Origin of the sequence: Pseudomonas cichorii (genome assembly GCF_015471405.1) — a bacterium.
Classification (GTDB): Bacteria; Pseudomonadota; Gammaproteobacteria; order Pseudomonadales; family Pseudomonadaceae; genus Aquipseudomonas; species Aquipseudomonas serbiensis.
In genome coordinates this window covers 209,061-228,649 of record NZ_BLVZ01000007.1, presented here as the reverse complement: position 1 = coordinate 228,649, position 19,589 = coordinate 209,061, and the positions used below count along the sequence as shown (strand labels likewise).

Sequence of the window (19,589 nt, the reverse complement as noted above, 5' to 3'; positions counted from 1 at the left end):
ATTAAGCCTGAATACCTGTGATTTTGATCTCGGTGTACCACTGGCGGTGGCCCATACGCTTCATGTGGTGCTTACGACGACGGAACTTGATGATGCGAACCTTGTCGTGACGACCTTGCGAAACTACTTCAGCCACGACGGTAGCGCCAGCAACAACTGGAGCACCGATATTGACGTCGTCGCCATTGCCAACCAGCAGGACGCGGTCAAAAGTGACGGATTCGCCAGTAGCGACTTCCAGTTTTTCAATTTTCAGGTATTCACCTGGGGCGACTTTGTACTGCTTGCCACCGGTAACAATTACTGCGTACATGGTATTTCTCCGAAAATCCTGCTCACCCAGCTCTTTATAAGAAGAGTATCGGCTGGCATGGCTGCATCAGGCTGGAACGGCCTGCTTGCAATTGCGTAAGGCAGGTGCTGCCCAGGAAAGTTAGGGTGCGCGATTGTACGCAAGGCAAGGATGGGTTGCAAGGCCCCGGACGGCATACCTTGACATGCCCTACCCTGCAACCTAGCATGCGGCGCAACCTATCTGGAGCACTTGTCGCTGATGCAACCCCAAGCCTTCTACCGCGCGGTGGCGGACGACTTTAGTGCCGTTGACCTTATCATCAAGAAGCAACTGACGTCGCGCGTACCGCTGGTCTCGAAAATCGGCGATTACATCACGTCAGCCGGCGGAAAACGCCTGCGCCCGCTGCTGGTACTCCTGTGCGGCAAAGCCCTGGGCCGCGAAGGCGACGACCTGCGCCTGCTGGCCGCCACCATCGAGTTCCTGCACACCGCCACCCTGCTGCATGACGATGTCGTCGACATGTCCGGCATGCGTCGCGGTCGCTCCACCGCCAATGCCCTGTGGGGCAATGCCCCAAGCGTACTGGTCGGTGACTTCCTTTATTCGCGCTCGTTCGAGATGATGGTCGAACTGGGCTCGATGCCGGTCATGCAGATCCTGTCCAAGGCCACGCGGATCATCGCCGAAGGCGAAGTCCTGCAGTTGTCGAAGATCCGCGATGCCAGCACCACGGAAGAAACCTACATGGAAGTGATTCGCGGCAAGACAGCCATGCTGTTCGAAGCCTCGACCCACAGCGCTGCCGCCCTGTGCAACGCCAATACCGAACAGAGCGAAGCCCTGCGCACCTTCGGCGACCATCTGGGTGTAGCCTTCCAGCTGGTCGACGATCTGCTGGACTACCGTGGCGATGCCGAAACCCTGGGCAAGAACGTCGGTGACGATCTGGCCGAAGGTAAACCGACCCTGCCGCTGATCTACACCATGCGCGAAGGTTCGCCGGAACAGGCTGCACTGGTTCGTCAGGCCATTCAAAAAGGCGGCCTGGAAGATCTGGAAAGCATCCGTGACGCCGTCGAAAAAGCCGGCGCCCTGGATTACACCGCGCAACTGGCCCGCGACTATGCCGCACGCGCCATCGCTTGCCTGGATACCCTGCCGCCAAGCGAATACCGCGACGCTCTGGTAGAGCTGAGTGAATTTGCGGTCGCCCGCACTCACTGACACTCGTCGGCAAGACAAGAAGCCCGTCCTCAGTGACGGGCTTTTTCATGGACGCAGATCAACCATCGGGCAGAAAATGCGAATTAATCTCAAATAGAAGCTTGCTATTATCGTAATAGGAATTATTCTCATCAAATCGAAAGCAGGAGATGGAACATGACTTATTTGATCGATGCATGGCTGGACCGCCCGCAACCCTATCTGAGAATTCTTCACCGCGAGACCGGGGAAGTCTGTGCCGTACTTGAGGAGGAAGCGTTGGAGGAGTTACGCGATCAGGGCGACCTTGATGTAAACAGCCTCAACTCCAGCGAGCCGATGGTGCTCAAGGAACTGGTGCGTAATCTGTTTCTGTTCTGTTATGCGCGGGCATTGCGCCCGATAGGTGAGTTGCACTGAACATGGCTCATTCACGCACTGCTGCTGAACGAATCAACGCGATTCGTTCAGCAGCCATCTGCATCAGGCAATAACCGGATTACAGAACAGCCAGCAGCTCTACGTCGAATACCAGGACGCTGTGCGGTGCGATGCTACCAACGCCTTGAGCGCCGTAAGCCAGCTCGCTCGGCACGTGCAGGCGCCATTTGCTGCCAGTGTTCATCAGTTGCAGTGCTTCGGTCCAGCCAGCGATAACACCGCTCACAGGGAATTCAGCAGGCTCGCCACGATCGTAGGAGCTGTCGAAGACAGTACCGTCGATCAGGGTACCGTGGTAGTGAGTGCGAACCTGATCTTCACGGGTAGGCTTAGGGCCATCGCCAGCGGTCAATACTTCGAATTGCAGACCGGAAGCCAGAGTGGTCACACCTTCACGCTTGCCGTTCTCAGCCAGGTAAGCCAGACCGGCGCCAGCAGCCTTTTCAGCCTTGGCAGCCGCTTCGGCCTGCATGATTTCACGGATAACCTTGAAGCTGGCGGACATTTCTTCCTGACCAACGCGGCTTGGCTGACCAGCGAACGCATCGCTCAGACCTGCCAGGATGGCTTCCAGGTTGACGCCCGGTGGCGGGTTGTCACGCAGTTGGTCGCCCAGCTGGCGGCCAATGCCGTAGCTGACGCGGGTTTCGTCGGTGGACAGATTGACTTCGGACATGACGCTGCTCCGTAGAGGGACACCCAGACAGCAGACAGCGGGAAAAATCGCCATTCACCCTGATGCGCCCCGAACCAAAAGGGCGAGCAGCCTAGCACAATTGGCTGTGACGCCCTATCGCAGTCAGGACCAGGATGAATGAAAGGAGATCGGCAGGCGCATCACAGACCGGTCATTGACCGGCATGCCACACAGTTCGTCATGAACGACCGCATGGACCAGATAGAACGGCACCACCGGCAAGGTCTTGAGCAGATCCCGGGCATGCTCGACCGAGCGCAGATGCATCGTCTTGCCCTCAGGGCTCTTCAACATCCGGGAACCGCCCTCCATGCATACTTCAAGCAGGTAGATACCGCCTTCGATGGAAATCAGATTCAGCTCATCGACACGCCCCGCATGGGCATGATCGGTAAATTCCTGAACATTCATGATCGAACCTCGCAGTTGCTCTGGAAGAATCAGTACCGGTTTTCTACCTCATCAAGGCACAAGACGCCAGAAACGAAACCGCCCGCCCTCTTTGTTCATCACTGAACACAGAGGGCGGGCGGCAAGATGCTGAGCAGCTCTTAGTGTTTCGTCAGCTTGTCCAGATACCCCATCGCAAACGCAGACACCACAAAGGTCATGTGAATGATCACGTACCACATCAGGTATTGCGGCTCGATGTTCTTGGCATCCATGAAAACGCGCAGCAGGTGGATGGAAGAAATCGCCACGATAGAGGCCGCGACCTTCATCTTCAGCGATGAGGAATCCATCGTGCCCAGCCAGTTGAGCTTTTCCTTGTTCTCGTCGATATCCAGTTGCGAGACGAAGTTCTCGTAGCCGGAAATCATCACCATGACCAGCAGACCGCCCACCAGCGCCATGTCGATCAGCGACAGCAGGACCAGGATCAGGTCAGCCTCGGCCAGGGAAAAGATATTGGGGAGAACGTGGAATACTTCCTGAAAGAATTTCAGGCCAAGAGCCAGCAACCCGAGGGACAACCCGAAATAGATGGGTGCCAGCAGCCAACGCGATGCGTACATCGCATTCTCGAAAAAACGTTCCATTGAGACTCGCCAGTGATTTGGAATGACGGGCGAGTATATCAGCGAGAACCCGCAGCTCTAGAGTTGCGACAAAATGACACAGAAAAACCTTCACCAGTCATGGCGAATACGGCCTGTGCCCCACACCTAGAAGGGAAACGAACGCTGATAGCGGGCAATGTCACTGTTGATACGGCGCAGTTCACCTTGCATATGCAGCCTCCAGATCGGCACATCGCCGGCACCTTGATAACCATGCAGGACAAGGCTTTCGGAGATGGCGAGCAATACCGACTCAGCGGCCAGCAGACCACGGAACGGCCCTTGAGACTTGATGGCTGAAGGCTGTTCGCCGGACATCCCGGCGGCGAAGAGCAACATCCACATGCCTCCATCGTCGGGAAGAGGCCGGATGACACATTCAATGCGGGTCATCAGCCCCAGGCATTGACGGGTAAGACAGAGGCTACGCGGCATGGCGAGTTCCTCGTTAGCGACAGTATTCGTCATCCCCTGTTCAAGCGAGTGACGCGCCAGTCCATTTGGCCACTGCGGTAATCACACAGAATAGAAGAAAAGCCTCAGAACAAAAGCAGGCCGGATGAACGGCATCCGACCTGCTTTCTGTATGTATCGACTTCAATGCCGCCTCGCGAATGAATCTCCCACAGACGCTGTGGCTCCGTAGGAGCGACTTCAGTCGCGAAGAGGCCCGTATACCCAAAGAATACTAGTCTTAGGCTTTTAGCTCGGGCTCCTTCTCCAGTTCTTCCTTGAGGTCTTCATCGCTGAGCATTTCCGCGATATCGCGCAAGCGCTCCACCACGCGGGCGTTGACGCTGCCTTCGGGGAATTCGCCATTCTCGTCCGGCGTACCGGCAGGCTCGCCGACCAGCAGGCTCAATGCCTCGTCCGCCTGACGCACCGCATACACATGGAACTGCCCGGCGCGCACGGCTTGCAGCACGCGCTCATCAAGCATCAGGGTTGCGACGTTGGCCTGCGGAATGATCGCGCCCTGCTCTCCCGTCAAACCACGGGCTTCGCAGAGACGGAAGAAGCCTTCGATCTTCTCGTTGACCCCGCCCACCGCCTGCACTTCACCGAACTGGTTGATCGAGCCGGTAATCGCAAAGCACTGCTTGAGCGGCGTACGCGAAAGCGCCGAAATCAGTGTGCAGGCCTCACCCAGCGAGGCGCTGTCGCCATCGACATAACCGTAGGACTGCTCCAGCGCGATACTGGCCGAAATCGCCAGCGGGAATTCCTGCGCATAGCGGCTACCCAGATACCCCGTAAGAATCATCACGCCCTTGGAGTGAATCGGCTGCCCGAGGTTGACCTCACGCTCGATGTCGACAATGCCACTGCCACCGGGGTAGACCGTTGCCGAAATGCGCGCAGGGACACCGAACGCCGAATCACCGACCTCCAGCACCGTCAGCCCGTTGCACTTGCCGACCGCAGCACCGTCGGTATCGATCAGGATGATACCGGCCAGCATGTCGTCGAGAATCCTGGCCGAGACACGCCCGGTGCGCGTGGCCTTGGCCTTGAGCGCACGCTCGATGTGCCCGGCATCGGTCTGCTCTTCGTTAGCCAGTTGGCGGATGAAATCAGCCTCGCTGACCAACTGGAACAAATCGCCGATACGCGCCGACAGGCGCCCTTGGTGCTCGGCCAGACGCGCACTGTAGGTTGCCAGACGGGCAACGGCATCAGCCGTCAGCGGCGCCATGCCTTCTTCCGAAGTACGGGTTTTCAGCAACTGGGCGAACTGCTCCAGGGTTTCGTCGACCATCGGGATTTCTTCATCGAAATCCACCAGTACCCGAAACATCTCCTGAAAGTCAGGGTCCAGGTCCTGCAAGGTGTAATACAGCGAACGCGCACCAATGATGATGATCTTGACGTTCCACGGGATCACTTGCGGCGTCAGCGTGACTGTCGCCAGACGCCCCATCTCGCCCAGAGGCGACTCCATTTTCAACTTGCGCGATTGCAGCGTGCGCTTGAGCGCATCCCAGACAAACGGCTCGCTGAGCATCTTTTCCGCTTCAAGAATCAGGAAACCGCCATTGGCACGATGCAATGCACCGGGACGCAACTGGCGATAGGTGGTGTAGAGCGCACCCTGGTCTGTGCTGTACTCGATACGGCCAAACAGGTTGTCATAAGTCGGATGCGGCTCGAACACCACAGGCGCGCCACCGCTATGGGTATGACCCACCACAAGGCTCGGGCTGTATTGCTCTTCCAGAAGCTTGCGCGCCTGGGCATCGGTCTTGCTGTCATCGACCAGTTGCTCGACAACCGTCTTGAGCAGATAGACCTGCACCGCCTGCAAATACGCGCAGACAGCTGCGTTCTCCGCATACTTTTCTGACAGTGGCGCCAGAATAGGCTGCAAAGTCAGGGTAATGGTTTCTTCGTTCAACTGGCGCAGTTGATTACTGGACTCACGCTTCCATTGCGGCAGGCTGGCCAGTTCTTCGTTCAAGCGCTCTTCAAGACCGGAGATATCTTCGTGGAAACGCTCCCGCTCGGCTTCCGGCAACTGGGAGAACTCGGCCTCGTCCAGCGCCTTGCCATCAGCCATTGGCGTAAAGGCAATATTGGAGCTGTCGCGGTACAGCGCAATGTCCTTCTCCAGCGCCAGGCGCTCGATCACGTCCAGAGCACGGTCATAGCGCTGGTTGAAGGCGCGGTCGATGGCGCTCTTCTTCTGCTGATACGACGGGTGCTCGAATACCGCCGGAAAGGTCGCCAGCAGGTTATCGATCAAGACGCCGATGTCGGCAATGAAATCCTGAGCGCTGCCCGGTGCAAGCTCCAGTGCCTTGGGCTCGCGCGGCTCATCGAAATTATTGACGTAGACCCAGTCCGACGGGGTCTGCATGCGCTTGCCCTCGGCCTTGAGGTAGCGTTTTACAAACGAAAACCGGCCCGTGCCGGGCTCCCCCATGACAAACACGTTATAACCGGGACGCGGCATGGCGACCCCGAACTGCAAGGCCTCTACGGCTCGCTCCTGGCCGAGGACACCCCGAAAGGGCTCCAGATCATTGGTCGTCGAAAAGCTGAACTGTTCAGCGGAAAACGGGCGTGTCAGCGCTTGTGGCGCTAGACGAAGGCTGGCTGCGACAGAATCGGGCATCAGTGTTCCTTACATCAGGCGGGGCAGATGTCGGCATTCTGGCGCTCGCCGGACAAGACTTGCAAGACGGGAAAGCCCGGAATGTCCGTTCCCGCCGCGAACATGGCTGCGGGAACACAAAAAACCCTCATGACGCGAATAAATCTGCAATCGGCCACGGAACCCTTGGAACCGACCTAAACTCCAAACTGCGCATGTGGTTACAAATAGCCATTTGCCTTGATGTATCGGTGGTGCGAGAAGTCAGCAAACACAAGGCTTGTCACGCCAAACCGGTTCAAGAACCCCGACCTCGGTTGACATAAAAGAGAAAAAAGCTATGAAACGGATTCTTCTTGGAACGCTCTTCACCGCAGTCTCTATCAACGCTATGGCACAAGCACCCGGCGGTCCTGATTGCGGCTGGGGCAACATGCTGTTCGAAGGCCAGCGTGGCACACCAGCTCACTTCCTGGCATCCACCACCAACGGCACTTCCGGCAACGCCACCTTCGGCATGACCTCCGGCACCAACGGCTGCTCCACCAACGGCGCACTGACCTACGGCGGCAAATCCTGGCTGGCCATGAACGGCATGATGGATGAGCTCTCCAAAGACATGGCCATGGGCCAAGGCGAGGCACTGACTACCTATGCGGTCGTACTGGGCGTTGCACCAGAAGATCGTGCGCATTTCGCCGCAGTCACCCACGAGCACTTCTCGCAAATTTTCAGCAAAGCCGACACCACCGCTGAAGACGTTCATAGCAACACACTCAACGTTCTGAAAAACGATCCGACCCTGGCCAAATACGCTACCCAGGCCTAAAGTCGTTTGCCCGCCTTTCGGCTCCGAAGGGCGGGTCCCCATCTCCTGACAAGTTGCTCTCTATGCTCAAACGTCTTGCGTACCTGGCGCTGTGTGTCTGTGCCCCGTTGTCTGCCGCTCCACACCTGAGCGCAGACCGTTTGCAGCAATTGGCCAATGAGCCTTTCTGGCTTTCTCTGGGCCATTACGAAGCAGGCAAGCTGGGCGGCTGGCGCAGCCACGTCGACGACCCCAGATTCTTTCTCTCTGCCGAGGGTGCCCATGACCCCAAGGCAGAGCTGAGCGCCACCCTTGAAGCCCTTTACGCACCTGCCGGCAACGAGCAGACACATGCACAGTGCGTCTATCCATCGCGTACTCGCTGGCTGCGCAACCAGTTGCAACTGACCGACCTGCCCAGCGTGGATTGCAAGGAGTTCAAGGCCTGGTTCAAGGATGTTGCCCCTGACAGCACGGTCTTGATCTTCCCCGCGGCCTACCTCAACAGCCCGTCCTCGATGTTTGGCCACACACTGCTGCGCATCGACCCGGCCAGCGCCAAGACCAGCGGTACAACGCTGCTCAGCTACGCCATCAACTTCGGCGCCTATATCGAAGGCATGGACAACAGCATTCTGTACGCCTGGAAAGGCCTGATGGGCGGTTATCCCGGCCTGTTTGCGCTGGTGCCCTATCAGGAAAAGCTTTCTGAATACCGCAGCCTGGAAAACCGCGACCTGTGGGAGTACCGCCTGAACCTGACCACAGCCGAAACCGAACGCATGGTCGAGCATGTCTGGGAGCTGAAACAGATCCGCTTCAGCTACTTCTTCTTCGATGAAAACTGCTCTTACCGCCTGCTGGAGCTGTTGGAGGTGGCCCGGCCAGGCCTGAAGCTGACCCCTCAATTCGGGCTGACGGCCATTCCCACCGATACCGTCAAGGCTATCAAGGCTGCGGGCCTGGTAGAGAAAATCGAATACCGCCCTTCCCGCGAGCGTGAATTACTGAGCCGCGCCGAACCACTGAGCCCGGATGAGCAACAGTGGGTATTGCAAGTCAGCGCCGACCAGACACAGCTCAAAGACAACCAGTACCTGGCTCTGCCCAAGGAACGTCGAGCCCTGATCCAGGACGCGGCCTATCGGCTTGAACGCTATCGTGCAAACGGCCTGGAACGGGATGCCACCCGCTCGCAACGCAGCTTTGAGCTTTTGCAGGCCATCAACCAGAACCCGCCTCCGCAACTGGATATCCAGCGCCCTGGCCTGCCGGAAGAAGGACATGAGTCGCGAACCTGGCAACTGGGCGCGGGCAGCCGCAACGACCGGGCCTTCGCCGAATACGGTCTGCGCATGGCCTATCACGACCTGAACGACAACGCCTACGGCTTCCCGCTGGGAGCACAGATCGAGATTCTTCAGCTCAAACTGCGCCAATACGAAGGCAATGACTGGCAGGTGCAGCAACTGGATCTGGCGACCATCCGCTCTCTGACGCCACGTAATGCCTTGCTCAAGCCCTGGTCATGGCAAGTAACGGGCGGGCTGGAACGTGTGTTGGGCAAACATGGCGACGAAAACCTCGTCAGCCATGTGAATGGCGGTGCCGGTGGAACATGGCAACTGGGCGAGGAAGTGCTGGGCTTTGCCTTGGGCACCGTGAGGATCGAACACAACAATGACTTCTCGGCGTTCGTCTCGCCGGCAGCCGGGTTCAATACAGGCGTGCTCTGGCGCAACCCGCTGGGCAACCTGAGCCTGGAAGCCAAGGGCGATTATTTCACCAACGGCGAAGTACGGCGCAGCATCAGCCTCAACCAGCAATGGGAACTGTCCCGCAACCTGGGCCTGCGCCTGAGCGCCCAGCGCGAGTTCAGCCAGATGGCCACCCCGCAGAATGAAGTGATGCTTGAAGTGAAGTGGTATCACTATTGAGCACGCACTCATCAAAAAACACACAGGGCGGTAGGAGCGAACTCATTCGCGAGACACCCGTATATCCAAAAGAATCCATCGCCTTCAATGGCGTCTCGCGAATAAATTCACTCCTGCACAGGCAGGGCACTCCATAGAATTTATCGACACATCTTTTACAAATAACTCACAAGCCGCCCACTACACTTAAGCCACCTGTAGAGGAAAACAGAAATGAACCTGCGCTGGGTGTTGTTGTGGCTGGTTGTCGTGCTGACAGGCTGTCAGTCCGCCCATGATCATTTAGTGGCCCAAGGTTACCCACCGGCATTCGCTGACGGTTTTCAGGATGGCTGCGGCAGCGGCAAGGAAGCAGCCGGAGCATTTACCGGTCAGTTCAAGAAGAATGTCCCCCGCTATCTCAAAGACCCGCTTTACGCCGAAGGCTGGAACGACGGATTCCGTCAGTGTCAGGCCATGGCCGACAGGCGTGACCGGCTCGACCCCGGACAAGTCTGGAATGATCGCGACCGCGACTGGGAACGTGAAAAAACCCGAAGTGCCGCCAAGGCCTATCGTCCAGATTAAAGACGCTTCGCAACATTCGACGAAACCAATCAGATGCAACCATGGCCCAAGCTCCAAAGAGGAGAACACACCATGAGTCGCGCTTTCGTCAACGAAGACAATGCCGCCGCAGGGGCCAGCCAACCGGTCGAGCGCCTTGTCAGCACGCAACCGAACTATGTAACAGCCCACGGGCTCTTGCTTTTGCAACAGCAAGTCAATGAATTGCATGCACAGCACAGCTCACAAGCGGCCCTGGGTGACAGCGCCGATAAACAACGCCTGGCCGATCTTGAACGGGACCTGCGCTATTTCACCCAGCGCCTGCAAAGCGCGCAGGTGGTTACGCCAGCCATCTCAACAGAACAGGTACAGATCGGCAGTTGGGTGACATTCGCGGATGAACAGGACAATCGCCAGCGCGTGCATCTGGTCGGAGAGGATCAGGCCGATGCAGCCAAGGGGTTGATCAACTGGAGTTCGCCACTGGGGCGTGCATTGCTGGGGACGCAATTGGGGGACGAGGTGTTATGGAAGCGCCCGGCCGGGGATCACGTCATCGAGATCGTATTGATCGAGCCCGATGACGGAGCAGCCGGGGCGTAGCCATTCATCGCAATGCCGCACAAGGCGGCATTGCGACGAGAGGCCTTATCAGGCCAGCTTCTTGTGGCGAACACGATGCGGCTGTGCCGCTGCATCACCCAGACGCTTTTTACGATCGGCTTCGTATTCGGTGTAGTTGCCTTCGAAGAAGACCGCTTGCGAATCGTCTTCGTACGCCAGGATGTGGGTTGCCACACGGTCCAGGAACCACCGATCGTGAGAGATCACAATGGCGGCGCCAGGGAAGTCCAGCAGGGCTTCTTCCAGCGAACGCAGGGTTTCCACGTCCAGGTCGTTGGACGGTTCGTCGAGCAGCAGCACGTTGCCGCCCTCTTTCAAGGTCAGCGCCAGGTGCAAGCGACCGCGCTCACCACCGGAGAGGTCCTTGACGAACTTCTGTTGGTCGCCGCCCTTGAAGTTGAAACGCCCCACGTAGGTGCGCGACGGGATTTCGTAGTTGCCGATGCGGATCTGGTCCGAACCATCGGAAATCTGCTGGAAAACGGTCTTGCTGCCGTCCAGGTCGTCACGGCTTTGATCGACACAGGCCAGTTGCACGGTTTCACCGATTTCGATGCTGCCAGAATCCGGCGTTTCCTTGCCCATCAGCATGCGGAACAGGGTCGATTTACCGGCACCGTTACCACCGATCACGCCAACGATGGCGCCTTTAGGCATGGCAAACGACAGATTGTCGATCAACACGCGATCGCCATAGCCTTTGCTGACGTTCTTGAACTCGATGACCTTGTCGCCCAGGCGCGGGCCGGCCGGGATGTAGATCTCGTTGGTTTCGCTGCGCTTCTGGAATTCCTGCGACTGCATTTCTTCAAAGCGTTGCAGACGGGCCTTGGATTTGGACTGACGCGCCTTGGCACCTTTGCGAACCCACTCCAGCTCGTCTTTCATGGCCTTTTCATGGGCAGACTGCTGCTTGGATTCCTGGGCCAGACGCTCGGACTTGGCTTCCAGCCAACCCGAATAGTTGCCCTCGTACGGAATGCCTGCGCCGCGGTCGAGTTCCAGAATCCAGCCAGCCACGTTATCCAGGAAGTAACGGTCGTGCGTGATCGCAACCACGGTACCCGGGAAATCGTGCAGGAAGTGCTCAAGCCAGGCGACCGAATCGGCATCCAGGTGGTTGGTTGGTTCGTCGAGCAGCAGCATGTCCGGCGCGGACAGCAGCAGGCGGCACAGGGCAACACGGCGTTTTTCACCACCGGACAGCACGGAAACCTTGGCATCCCAGGCTGGCAGACGCAGCGCATCGGCGGCGACTTCCAGTTGGCGCTCCAGGTTGTGGCCATCGCCAGCCTGCAGGATCGCCTCCAGCTTGGCCTGTTCGGCAGCCAGCTTGTCGAAGTCGGCATCAGGGTCGGCGTATTCGGCGTAGACCTGATCCAGGCGGGCCTGGGCGTCCTTGATGACGCTGACCGCTTCCTCAACCACTTCACGAACGGTCTTGTTCGGGTCAAGTTGTGGCTCTTGCGGCAGATAACCCACATTCAGCTCAGGCATCGGACGCGCTTCGCCGTCGAACTCGGTATCGACACCGGCCATGATTTTCAACAGCGTGGACTTGCCAGAGCCGTTGAGACCCAGAACACCGATCTTGGCGCCCGGGAAGAAGGAAAGGGAGATGTTCTTGAGGATTTCACGCTTCGGCGGCACAACTTTGCTCAGCCGATGCATGGTAAAGACGTATTGAGCCATGGAATGAAAACCTAGCGTCTGTGAGGGTGACTGATAAAGCGCGAGCTTTTATTTGTCTATGCTACTTGCCGCCGTGCCATTCCAAGCCTTGAATGAAACAGACAGAGAAGGGACTTCTGCATCCGGGCAAATATAAAGCTGGATCGATGTTTGCAAACAGTGGATTCACTCTTGCAGGAGTCGGTTTACAACGCGCATCGGGCAAAGCTACCCGAATGCGGCCTGTAGGGCAAACGATCCGGCCCCGCAGGACTGGCACTTAGCTACAAGTCAGGGCATGCTAGCCGCCCTTTGGGCGTCGGGCTTATATTGCATAATGCACTCGCTGCTTCAGTCCAGTAGTCAGGAACAACGATTTGCCAACACCAACGCCCTCCACGCCATTAGAAACAGCCAAAAGCACAACGATTGTGCCTTTGCGTAGTTCCTTGAAAGGGCTACTGGCAGCGCTGGTTCTACTGATGCTTGCATTGTTGCTGTGGCAACTGCTTGAGCAGTTTCATCAGACGCAAGAGCGGCAGCGGCAGCGCAGTCTCGACTACAGCACTCAACTCGCCGACCGCCTTAGCCTCAACATGGCTCTGAGCGCCCAGATCACCATGAACCTGCTCGATGAGGGATCACCCTCGGGCAGTAATGCCTCGCAACAGAAGCCGCCACTGCAAAGACTGCGTGAAACCGTACCGTCCTTGCGCAGCGTTGCATGGCTCGGCCCTGAAGGCGACGTAATCAAAGACAGTGCGGAAGTTACCCTTGACGGTGCGTTTCTAAAGAGTGCGCTCCAGCAGGCATTGGGTCGACCTTATTTCTACACCAACTCCGAAGACGGTTCGCAGATATACATGTTCGTACACCAGGCCGAAGGCCTTGGCGGTGCCTACTGGGCTGTACGCATGGCTCCCGATGCACTCAAGGCGCTGATCCAGCAGCCCAGCCAGGACTTTCAGCATCTATGGCGGCTTGAGAACCGCGTGACCCAACGAGTCATCCTGCGCGATGCCTCGCTGCAAACCGACTCCGGGAACACCGAAAGCGTCCTGCTGCAACCACTGAGCAACAGCGACTGGCAACTGCACGGCCTGTTCGATGCCTATAAGGCACGCCAGGAGCTGCTTGCGCCCCTGATCGTGAAATGTGTAGTCGGCCTGCTGTTTTCGCTGCTGCCGCTGGCCGCAATCCTCAGCCTGCGCCGTCGTCAGCGCCAACTGCTGGAAAGCCGCCGCCGCTATCAGGACATATTCGAAGGCGCGGGCGTTGCCATCTGCGTACTGGACATGTCCGACCTGCCCGAACAGCTCGAAACCTTCCAGATCCGCACCTCGGAAGACTTCGACCGTTTTATCGAGATCCAGCCGGGGCTCCTGAAGCGACTGCTGCAACAGTTACGCATCACCGAAGTCAACCAGGTTGCCCTGAGCCTGTTGAATATCAAGTGCGGCGATGAGGCCTGGCAGCAACTGATCGAGGGCGAATCACGCGCTCGTCCCGGCATTGGTATCCAGGTGATTCATGCCGTCCTGAACAGGCAGCAACGCCTTGAACTGGAAATTCGTCTCACTCAGGAGTCCGGCCAGGACCAGCATCTATGGCTGGTATTAAGGCTGCCTGAAACTCAGTCCGATCATGATGCGGTGATCCTCAGCATCGGCGACATCACCAGCCGCAAACAGATAGAGCTGTCATTGCAGGAGCGGGAGCGTTTCTGGTCAGACGTGGTACGCACCGTGCCGGACCATCTGTATGTGCAGGACGTACTCAGCCAGCGCATGATCTACAGCAACCACCATCTGGGGCAGACGCTGGGCTACAGCAAAAGCGAGCTGCATGCCATGGGTGAGTTCTTCTGGGAGATACTGCTGCACCCGGACGACGCCCAGATCTATCAGGACATGCGCCTGCGCCAACGCCATCATGGGCACAACGAACTGCTGCAATGTGCCCTGCGCTTTCGCGACAAGGACAACACCTGGCGCTGCTTCGATATCCGCGAACAGGCACTGGCCCGGGACAAGGACGATCTGGTCACACGCATCATCGGCGTCGCCAAGGACGTCACGCGGCAGGTGGAAGCCAGCCAGTCCCTGCGCGACAGCGAGCAGCGTTACCGGATGCTCGCCGAGAGCATCAGCGATGTCATCTTCTCCACCGACAGCCTGCTTGAAGTCAACTATGTCAGCCCGTCGGTCCAGAGCGTACTGGGTTACAGCGCCGACTGGATCATCAAGAATGGCTGGAGCTCCACCGTTGCCAACCCGCAACAACTCTCGGGCTTCTACAACCTGATAGCGCGCATCAGGAAAGTACTCGACAAGCCGCAGGAGCTGGCCCGGTTGCGCAGCGATGTCCCGACCCAGATCTATTTGTTCGATTGCCTGCGCGCCGACGGCCGCAAGATTCCTGTAGAGCTGCGGCTGGTCCTGGTATGGGATGAGAGCGGCATATTCGAGGGCATCCTGGGCGTCGGTCGCGATATCAGCATCCAGCGTCGCGCCGAAAAAGACCTGCGAATGGCCGCTACGGTTTTCGAGCACTCGACGTCCGCGATCCTCATTACCGACCCGGCGGGCTATATCGTCCAGGCCAACGACGCCTTCACTCGGGTCAGCGGCTATGACGTGTCACAAGTGCTCGATCAATTACCGAACATGCTTACCGTGGATCGAGAGCAGGAAGCCCACCTGCGCTATATCCTCAAACAACTGAACCAGCGCGGCACCTGGGAAGGCGAAGTCTGGCTCAAGCGTCGCAATGGCGAGCATTACCCGGCCTGGGTCGGCATCACGGCCGTGGTGGATGATGAAGGCGACCTGGCCAGCTACGTGTGCTTCTTCAGCGATATCAGCGAGCGCAAGGCCAGCGAACAGCGCATTCATCGCCTGGCCTATTACGACGCCCTGACTCACCTGCCCAACCGCACGCTGTTCCAGGACCGTCTGCATTCGGCTCTGCAACATGCCGAAAGACAGCAAGCCTGGGTGGTCCTCATGTTCCTGGACCTGGATCGTTTCAAACCGATCAACGACTCGCTGGGCCATGCCGCCGGCGACCGTATGCTCAAGGAAATGGCCACACGCCTGCTCGCGTGCGTCGCCGACGATGACACCGTCGCACGCATGGGGGGCGATGAGTTCACCCTGTTGCTGCAACCGGGCGCCACCCGCGAGATAGCCCTGAACCGCGCCATCCATGTTGCCGAGCAAATCCTCAACAGCCTGATCACGCCTTTCGTGCTGGAAGGACGTGAGTTCTTCGTGACCGCCAGTATCGGTATCGCTCTGAGCCCGCAGGACGGGAACGAGTTGAGCCAGTTGATGAAAAACGCCGATACCGCGATGTATCACGCCAAGGAGCGCGGCAAGAACAACTTCCAGTTCTATCAGACCGACATGAACGCCACGGCTCTGGAACGTCTGGAACTGGAAAGCGACCTGCGCCACGCCCTGGAGCAGCAAGAGTTCACGATTTACTACCAGCCTCAGTTCAGCGGCGACGGCAAACGCCTGACCGGTGCCGAAGCGCTGCTGCGCTGGCGCCATCCTCGTCGCGGCCTGGTGCCGCCCAGCGAATTCATTCCGGTTCTGGAAGAACTCGGTCTGGTGGTGGAAGTCGGGGACTGGGTACTGGCCGAAGCCTGTCGTCAGCTCAAGAGCTGGCATCAGGCAAAAGTGCGGGTCCCGAAAGTGTCGGTGAATATTTCCGCAAGACAGTTTTCGGACGGCCAACTGGGCAACCGCATCGCCCGGATGCTGGGCGAAACCGGCCTGCCACCGGCCTGTCTGGAGCTGGAACTGACCGAAAGTATCCTGATGCGCGAAGTCAATGAAGCCATGCAGATGCTCGATGGCCTGAAGAATCTGGGGCTGAGCATCGCGGTCGATGACTTCGGCACCGGTTACTCGTCGCTGAACTACCTCAAACAGTTCCCCATCGACGTCCTGAAGATCGACCGCACCTTCGTAGACGGCCTGCCATCGGGTGAACAGGATGCTCAGATCGCCCGCGCTATCATCGCCATGGCCCACAGCCTGAATCTGGCGGTGATCGCAGAAGGCGTCGAAACCCACGAACAGCTGGAATTCCTTCGCGAGCATGGTTGCGACGAAGTACAAGGCTACCTTTTCGGTCGCCCGATGTCGGCCTCGCAGTTTGAAGCGCAGTTCAGTAATGATGCGTTGTTCATGTTCGACTAGGTCGAACAGGAACACAGCGGCAAGCTGCAAGTTGGGAGCTTCAAGTAAAAGCAAAAGCGGACCGTGTGTTCTCGCATATGTCCGCTCTTGCTTGCCGCTTGTAACTTGCAGCTTCCCCTCCTACTTGCCGTCTGCTCATCCGACAAATGAACCCCTTTCATATGCCAGATAAAACGCGATGGGGTAGAATGCCCCCCTTTTCCGCTCCAACCCTCGAGGACTGCCATGTTCAGCCGTGATTTGACTCTCGCGAAGTACGACTCCGATCTTTTTGCCGCAATGGAGCAAGAAGCCCTGCGCCAGGAAGAGCATATCGAGCTGATTGCCTCGGAAAACTACACCAGCCCGGCTGTCATGGAGGCTCAGGGCTCGGTCCTGACCAACAAGTACGCCGAAGGCTATCCGGGCAAGCGCTACTACGGTGGCTGCGAGTACGTCGACGTCGTTGAACAACTGGCCATCGACCGCGCCAAGGAACTGTTCGGCGCCGATTACGCCAACGTCCAGCCACACGCTGGCTCCCAGGCAAACTCCGCTGTTTACCTGGCTCTGCTGCAAGGCGGCGACACCATTCTGGGCATGAGCCTGGCTCACGGCGGTCACCTGACCCACGGCGCCAGCGTCAGCTCCTCGGGCAAACTGTACAACGCCGTTCAGTACGGCATCGACGCCAATGGCATGATCGACTACGACGAAGTCGAGCGTCTGGCCGTCGAGCACAAGCCAAAAATGATCGTTGCTGGTTTCTCTGCCTACTCGCAGGTTCTGGACTTCGCCCGTTTCCGCGAAATCGCTGACAAGGTCGGTGCTTACCTGTTCGTCGACATGGCTCACGTAGCCGGTCTGGTTGCCGCTGGTGTCTACCCGAACCCGGTTCCATTCGCAGACGTGGTCACCACCACCACCCACAAAACCCTGCGCGGCCCACGTGGCGGCCTGATCCTGGCTCGCGCCAACGCCGACATCGAGAAGAAGCTGAACTCGGCTGTATTCCCTGGCGCACAGGGCGGCCCACTGGAGCACGTCATCGCCGCCAAGGCTGTCTGCTTCAAGGAAGCACTGCAACCGGAGTTCAAGGCCTACCAGCAACAAGTGGTCAAGAACGCCAAGGCAATGGCTGGCGTGTTCATCGAGCGCGGTTTCGACGTGGTTTCCGGCGGTACTGAAAACCACCTGTTCCTGCTGTCCCTGATCAAACAGGACATCTCCGGTAAAGACGCAGACGCCGCCCTGGGCCGCGCCTTCATTACCGTGAACAAGAACTCCGTCCCGAACGACCCACGCTCCCCGTTCGTCACCTCCGGCCTGCGCTTCGGCACCCCGGCAGTGACCACTCGCGGCTTCAAGGAAGCAGAGTGCAAGGAACTGGCTGGCTGGATCTGCGACATCCTGGCTGACCTGAACAACGAAGCGGTGATCGACGCCGTTCGCGAGAAGGTCAAGGCCATCTGCGCCAAGCTGCCGGTTTACGGCGCTTGATAGCGTAGTTGCTGGTTACATGAAAAAGCCCGGGCTCTTGAGTCCGGGCTTTTTCATTTATGGGGGGCTTTCACGCGGCCTGCGGAATAGATACATAGCGCCAGAGTTGCAAGCACGATACAGACAAGCGTGAATGGCCCTGGCTGACCCGGCGGCAAAACACCGGCTATCAACCCACAGCATGCAGCCATCGCCTGATGTATGAATCCGGTCAACGCCATGGCGTAGGGACCGCTGGCAGACGCACTCTGATTGGCAAGGGATTGGCAAAGTGGGTAAACGATGCCCTGACCGACAAGCAATAAACAGTAAGGTAGCCACAGAGCAGAGCCTGTTGCCGGAAACAGGAACTGCCCTGCCCCCATCAGCAAGGCACCCAATGCCAGAAGCTTCAACCCAAGCATCAGGCTCTGATCCTGACTGCGTTTTAAAAGCAGCCAACCGACCGACAAGGCACCAAGCATATAGGCACCGCTGACTGGCCACCCCATCCAGCCATACTCCACGGAAGTCCAGTTGAAGCGAAGCTGAAAGAGCGCTGGGGCACTGGCTCCGAAAAGAATAATCACGCCATAACCCAAGCCCCCCGCCAATACTGGTCGCATGAATTGAACGTCTTGAATGAGGGTGCCGTATATTTTTCGACCTGGGCTTGAGGCCCGACGATCAGGCGCTCCACCCGGGGTGTATCGCATAACAGGAAAGATCAATAAAAAGCCCAAAGCTGCACTTGTGAAAAAAACTGCCCTCCAGCCCCAGGCTGTATGTATCAACGCACCAGCAAACTGCGCCAGACCCAGCGATATCACAAAGCAGATCGACAGCCAGCTCAGAGCCTTTGCCAAATGCTGCGCACTGAAATTATCGCGTAACAACACACGAGCCATGACCGAAATACCTCCGGCAGCCGCTCCTTGAACAGTGCGACAGATAATGAACATGCCAGTGTCGGCCGATAGCGCAACACCCAGGCTGCTGATAGAAAACAGCAAAAGCGCCCAGATCATAGTTGCCCTGCCCCCCAGCAAGGCCGCCACTCTGCCCCACAGCAACATCGGCAACCCCATCCCCGCCAGAAATACCGAAAGTGTCAGCGCCGAAAAACCGGGGCTGGCATGATAACTTTCGACAATTGAGGGCAAGGACGGGAGATAGAGGGTTATGCCTGACTGCGCCGTCAGCACGGCCAGACAAGAGATAACAATATGGCTGTTGGTTTTCATGGTGAGGTAGCTAGGCCACGGTGAGTTGTATGTGCTGTTATTCAGCTCATTGGAAGAGGCACGAAAAAGCGGAAATCAAACTTCCGGCAGTTGAATGGCTATTTTTGCAGTGCTATTTATTAATGTATGTAGGGGATTTCTGAGCTGAAACACTGCCTTGATGGGGCCCTGAAGATGGGAAGCAATTTTTCGTTGCAGATCGAGCGCGCCGCTTATGAGGAGTTCATCCGGTTGTGGAACCAAGGGAGCTTTGAGCATCAGCGATTGGGCCAAGCGTTCTATAACCACTTCAA

The 19,589-nt window shown here is 57.8% G+C and carries 16 protein-coding genes; 8 read left to right on the top strand and 8 right to left on the bottom strand.

Translation table 11 applies throughout. From position 1 onward, the window contains the following. Position 1: 1 nt before the first annotated feature. The gene (gene rplU, locus JL015_RS12960; RefSeq protein WP_201006350.1) at positions 2-313 is read right to left on the bottom strand and encodes a 50S ribosomal protein L21; all 312 of its coding nucleotides are present in this window, start codon (positions 311-313) and stop codon (positions 2-4) included. A 240-nt stretch (positions 314-553) separates the two neighbouring features. On the opposite strand from rplU, the gene JL015_RS12955 reads away from it, so the two are divergent. Together JL015_RS12955 and JL015_RS12950 are read left to right on the top strand one after the other, a co-directional pair. After that, positions 554-1,522 (top strand): polyprenyl synthetase family protein, encoded by a 969-nt coding sequence (locus tag JL015_RS12955; RefSeq protein WP_201018721.1) that lies wholly within the window; start codon positions 554-556, stop codon positions 1,520-1,522. A 156-nt stretch (positions 1,523-1,678) separates the two neighbouring features. After that, positions 1,679-1,921 carry a PA4570 family protein gene (locus JL015_RS12950; protein ID WP_201006352.1) on the top strand — a complete coding sequence of 81 codons (243 nt, stop codon included), beginning with the start codon at positions 1,679-1,681 and terminating at the stop codon, positions 1,919-1,921. Positions 1,922-2,000: 79 nt separating this feature from the next. On the opposite strand, the gene JL015_RS12945 is transcribed toward JL015_RS12950, so the two are convergent. The 5 genes from JL015_RS12945 to JL015_RS12925 form a co-directional block, all read right to left on the bottom strand. Continuing rightward, positions 2,001-2,618 carry an FKBP-type peptidyl-prolyl cis-trans isomerase gene (locus JL015_RS12945; protein WP_201006353.1) on the bottom strand — a complete coding sequence of 206 codons (618 nt, stop codon included), beginning with the start codon at positions 2,616-2,618 and terminating at the stop codon, positions 2,001-2,003. Between the two features lie 123 nt (positions 2,619-2,741). Continuing rightward, positions 2,742-3,050 (bottom strand): DUF6482 family protein, encoded by a 309-nt coding sequence (locus JL015_RS12940; RefSeq protein ID WP_201018720.1) that lies wholly within the window; start codon positions 3,048-3,050, stop codon positions 2,742-2,744. A 140-nt stretch (positions 3,051-3,190) separates the two neighbouring features. Continuing rightward, positions 3,191-3,679: a TIGR00645 family protein gene (locus tag JL015_RS12935; RefSeq protein ID WP_201006355.1), complete on the bottom strand. Its 489-nt coding sequence runs from the start codon at positions 3,677-3,679 to the stop codon at positions 3,191-3,193. 126 nt (positions 3,680-3,805) lie between these two features. After that, on the bottom strand, positions 3,806-4,135 hold the full coding sequence (locus JL015_RS12930) for a PA4575 family protein (protein ID WP_201018719.1): 330 nt from the start codon (positions 4,133-4,135) through the stop codon (positions 3,806-3,808). A 259-nt stretch (positions 4,136-4,394) separates the two neighbouring features. Further along, a complete protein-coding gene (locus tag JL015_RS12925; protein ID WP_201006358.1) occupies positions 4,395-6,815 on the bottom strand; it encodes a Lon protease family protein in 2,421 nt (806 codons plus the stop codon). Between the two features lie 319 nt (positions 6,816-7,134). On the opposite strand from JL015_RS12925, the gene JL015_RS12920 reads away from it, so the two are divergent. The 4 genes from JL015_RS12920 (at position 7,135) to JL015_RS12905 (ending at position 10,691) form a co-directional block, all read left to right on the top strand. Then, positions 7,135-7,623, top strand: coding sequence for a DUF3015 domain-containing protein (locus JL015_RS12920; protein ID WP_201006360.1), 489 nt, complete (start codon positions 7,135-7,137; stop codon positions 7,621-7,623). A 62-nt stretch (positions 7,624-7,685) separates the two neighbouring features. Then, positions 7,686-9,539 (top strand): Lnb N-terminal periplasmic domain-containing protein, encoded by a 1,854-nt coding sequence (locus JL015_RS12915; RefSeq protein WP_201018718.1) that lies wholly within the window; start codon positions 7,686-7,688, stop codon positions 9,537-9,539. Between the two features lie 213 nt (positions 9,540-9,752). Beyond that, entirely contained in the window at positions 9,753-10,106 is a 354-nt protein-coding gene (locus tag JL015_RS12910) for a hypothetical protein (RefSeq protein WP_201018717.1), read from the top strand. Positions 10,107-10,178: 72 nt separating this feature from the next. Further along, entirely contained in the window at positions 10,179-10,691 is a 513-nt protein-coding gene (locus JL015_RS12905) for a GreA/GreB family elongation factor (RefSeq protein ID WP_201018716.1), read from the top strand. Between the two features lie 48 nt (positions 10,692-10,739). On the opposite strand, the gene ettA is transcribed toward JL015_RS12905, so the two are convergent. Further along, positions 10,740-12,404, bottom strand: coding sequence for an energy-dependent translational throttle protein EttA (gene ettA, locus JL015_RS12900; RefSeq protein WP_201006368.1), 1,665 nt, complete (start codon positions 12,402-12,404; stop codon positions 10,740-10,742). Between the two features lie 461 nt (positions 12,405-12,865). Between ettA and JL015_RS12895 the strand changes: the two genes are divergently transcribed. Together JL015_RS12895 and glyA are read left to right on the top strand one after the other, a co-directional pair. Continuing rightward, the gene (locus tag JL015_RS12895; protein WP_201018806.1) at positions 12,866-16,594 is read left to right on the top strand and encodes a sensor domain-containing protein; all 3,729 of its coding nucleotides are present in this window, start codon (positions 12,866-12,868) and stop codon (positions 16,592-16,594) included. 225 nt (positions 16,595-16,819) lie between these two features. Next, entirely contained in the window at positions 16,820-18,073 is a 1,254-nt protein-coding gene (gene glyA, locus JL015_RS12890) for a serine hydroxymethyltransferase (protein WP_095067767.1), read from the top strand. Positions 18,074-18,126: 53 nt separating this feature from the next. Here the strand turns inward: glyA and JL015_RS12885 are convergent, their stop codons facing one another. Then, positions 18,127-19,296, bottom strand: coding sequence for an MFS transporter (locus JL015_RS12885; protein WP_201018715.1), 1,170 nt, complete (start codon positions 19,294-19,296; stop codon positions 18,127-18,129). Positions 19,297-19,589: the final 293 nt, after the last annotated feature.

Coding starts and splice junctions, on each gene's coding strand:
- rplU (WP_201006350.1), bottom strand. CDS start 313: ATGTACGCAGTAATTGTTACCGGTGGCAAGCAGTACAAAGTCGCCCCA.
- JL015_RS12955 (WP_201018721.1), top strand. CDS start 554: ATGCAACCCCAAGCCTTCTACCGCGCGGTGGCGGACGACTTTAGTGCC.
- JL015_RS12950 (WP_201006352.1), top strand. CDS start 1,679: ATGACTTATTTGATCGATGCATGGCTGGACCGCCCGCAACCCTATCTG.
- JL015_RS12945 (WP_201006353.1), bottom strand. CDS start 2,618: ATGTCCGAAGTCAATCTGTCCACCGACGAAACCCGCGTCAGCTACGGC.
- JL015_RS12940 (WP_201018720.1), bottom strand. CDS start 3,050: ATGAATGTTCAGGAATTTACCGATCATGCCCATGCGGGGCGTGTCGAT.
- JL015_RS12935 (WP_201006355.1), bottom strand. CDS start 3,679: ATGGAACGTTTTTTCGAGAATGCGATGTACGCATCGCGTTGGCTGCTG.
- JL015_RS12930 (WP_201018719.1), bottom strand. CDS start 4,135: ATGCCGCGTAGCCTCTGTCTTACCCGTCAATGCCTGGGGCTGATGACC.
- JL015_RS12925 (WP_201006358.1), bottom strand. CDS start 6,815: ATGCCCGATTCTGTCGCAGCCAGCCTTCGTCTAGCGCCACAAGCGCTG.
- JL015_RS12920 (WP_201006360.1), top strand. CDS start 7,135: ATGAAACGGATTCTTCTTGGAACGCTCTTCACCGCAGTCTCTATCAAC.
- JL015_RS12915 (WP_201018718.1), top strand. CDS start 7,686: ATGCTCAAACGTCTTGCGTACCTGGCGCTGTGTGTCTGTGCCCCGTTG.
- JL015_RS12910 (WP_201018717.1), top strand. CDS start 9,753: ATGAACCTGCGCTGGGTGTTGTTGTGGCTGGTTGTCGTGCTGACAGGC.
- JL015_RS12905 (WP_201018716.1), top strand. CDS start 10,179: ATGAGTCGCGCTTTCGTCAACGAAGACAATGCCGCCGCAGGGGCCAGC.
- ettA (WP_201006368.1), bottom strand. CDS start 12,404: ATGGCTCAATACGTCTTTACCATGCATCGGCTGAGCAAAGTTGTGCCG.
- JL015_RS12895 (WP_201018806.1), top strand. CDS start 12,866: ATGCTTGCATTGTTGCTGTGGCAACTGCTTGAGCAGTTTCATCAGACG.
- glyA (WP_095067767.1), top strand. CDS start 16,820: ATGTTCAGCCGTGATTTGACTCTCGCGAAGTACGACTCCGATCTTTTT.
- JL015_RS12885 (WP_201018715.1), bottom strand. CDS start 19,296: ATGAAAACCAACAGCCATATTGTTATCTCTTGTCTGGCCGTGCTGACG.